Source organism: Deltaproteobacteria bacterium, assembly GCA_009930495.1.
Lineage (GTDB): Bacteria > Desulfobacterota > Desulfovibrionia > Desulfovibrionales > Desulfomicrobiaceae > Desulfomicrobium.
The window spans coordinates 1-2412 of record RZYB01000281.1 but is presented as its reverse complement, the minus strand read 5'-3'; the positions used below and the strand labels follow the sequence as shown (position 1 = coordinate 2412).

General features: G+C 56.9%; 2 protein-coding genes. One reads left to right on the top strand and one right to left on the bottom strand.

The genetic code is table 11. From position 1 onward, the window contains the following. Nucleotides 1–470: hypothetical protein (locus EOL86_13770; protein ID NCD26642.1), on the top strand; the 470-nt coding region annotated here is incomplete at its 5' end. Between the two features lie 166 nt (nt 471–636). On the opposite strand, the gene EOL86_13765 is transcribed toward EOL86_13770, so the two are convergent. Further along, on the bottom strand, nt 637–2412 hold a 1776-nt coding region (locus EOL86_13765; GenBank protein NCD26641.1), incomplete at its 5' end, for a BCCT family transporter.

Genomic DNA, 2412 nt, shown 5'->3' with positions numbered 1-2412 from the left:
CCAACCGGCATGTGTATCTGAACCTGTGCCAGAGTTACGAGGGCGAATTTTCCGCCATCACCGGAAAAGTTCCCGACGCGGATGGCGTGTTCGCCTTGGACACCGAGATCGGCGGCATGGTCCTTGGATTCGTGCTGTACGTGGACAGCCATCCCGTTGGCTTCGCGGCCATCAAGGTCGAGGCGGACATGCACGAGATTCTCGAGTTCTATGTTGTTCCGTCCGTGCGCAATCGCCACCTGGGGCGGGATTTTGCCCAGGCGCTCTTTGCGCGGTATCGGGGGCGGTGGCAGGTCAAGCAGCTGGAGGCGGCTCGATACGCCACCCGTTTTTGGGTTCGGGTTATCGCCGAGTTCACGCGGGGTGCATTCGAGCAGGACATGTATGACGACGCCTATTGGGGCCGGGTGACGCGGCAGTGTTTTGATTCGGCAGGGTCGGCCAGGAAAATGGCGAAACAGGGCCGTTGATGTGGGCCGTGCCGTTTAAGGGGATGCGGCGGCTGATGTTGTGAGTGTTCTCCACGTGCTGAGTGGGCGTGGATGCGGGTGGCGCCGTGGCGGTTGGAAGGTTTGCCTGGATGGACGAGCGGCGTTTCGGTCCGGACTGAAACGCCACTCGCCGGGTGCGGCCAGCCTAGCCGGGAATGACCGGAGGCGGCGCGGGTTTGTCTTCGCCCATCGGGATTTCGAAGGTTTGTTTGGGCGGGTTGATTTTGTCTATGATTTTGGCGTGATAATCTTCTTCCCGCAGCCCTTTGTAGAGGCTGTGGCACATGATGACCAGGACGATGGCAAACGGGAGTCCCGTGGCTATGGACGCGCTTTGCAGCGCCACCAAGCCGCCACCCATGAGCAAGGCCGCGGCGCAGACTCCTTCCATGGCGGCCCAGAAGATGCGCTGCGGGATGGGGGAGTCGAGCTTGCCACCAGAGGTGAGATGGTCGACCACCAGCGACCCGGAATCGGAAGAGGTCACAAAGAATACGACCACGAGCGCGATGCCGATCAAGGATGTGATCCGTGACAGGGGGAAATGTTCGAGCATGACAAAAAGCGCGGTGGAGACGTCCCTGCTTACGGCGCCGGCGATATCGACGTTATCCGCGATCTGGAGCCACAGGGCCGAACCTCCGAACGAGGACATCCATAGGAACGACAGAAGCGTGGGGAAAATCATCACGCCGAGGATGAATTCCCGAACAGTCCGGCCCTTGGATATTCTGGCGATGAACATGCCCACGAACGGAGACCAGGATATCCACCAGCCCCAGTAAAAGATGGTCCATGGATTCTGCCAGTTGCTGCCCTCGGCGCCATAGTAGGTTTCGACCCAAAAACTTAATTGGGGCAGATTTTGGATATAGAACCCAATGTTTTGCGTGAATGCCTTGAAAATATAGACCGTCGGACCAACCACGCACAGAAAGACCATGAACGCCCCGGCCAGATAGATGTTGCCCTGGCTGAGCAGCTTGACGCCTTTGTCGAGTCCGGCCGTGACCGAAAAAATGGCCAGTAGGGTGATGGCCGCGATGAGTATGACCGCGACAATCTCGGTGTTGGGCGTTCCAAAGAGGTAGGAGAGACCCGACGACACCTGTTTCACGCCCAGGCCCAGGGATGTCGCCAGTCCGAAAAGCGTTGCCAGCACGGACAGGATATCGATGAGGTTGCCCCAGAATCCGTAAATTTTTTCGCCGAGTAGCGGATAAAAGACCGACCTGATGGTGAGTGGAAGGCCACGGTTATAGGCGAAAAATGCCAGGGACAATCCGACCAGGGCATAGATGGCCCACGGATGGATGCCCCAATGGTAATATGTGAGCCCCAAGGCCACCTGGGCGGATTGCGGGGACTTGGGGGGAACGTCGAACATGGGGGAGGGCGTCATGTAGTGGAAGATCGGTTCGCCCACGCTCCAGAACATCAGGCCGATGCCCATTCCCGCGCTGATCAGCATGGCATACCAGCTGAAAGTGGAGAATTCCGGCAGGGCGTCCGGGCCGCCGATTCTGATCCGGCCAAGGTCGCTGGACGCGATAATAATCATGGCGACAACAAAGAAATTGGCAGAGAGAATGTAAAACCACCCGAATGTATTGCCGATTCCGTCAAGGAGACGTTGAAAGAAGACCGCCGATTGCTCCTTGAAGACAAGGGTCAGGATGATGAAGAGCACAAGGAGAATTCCGGCTCCGAAAAAAACCTGGGGATGGATGTCGAACCCGTATCCAACCATGTTGTCTTCGCCAGGGGTGTGTCCTTGGGAGTCATCGTAATAACTTTTTGTCGGGACAATCTGTAAACCGCGAAATGTACGGCGTTCATGAATGGCTTTTTGTTTCTGTTTTTCGTAATGTTGCTTCGCGAGTTCGATTGCTTTACGTTCGTAGGTTCGTTCTTTTCGCTT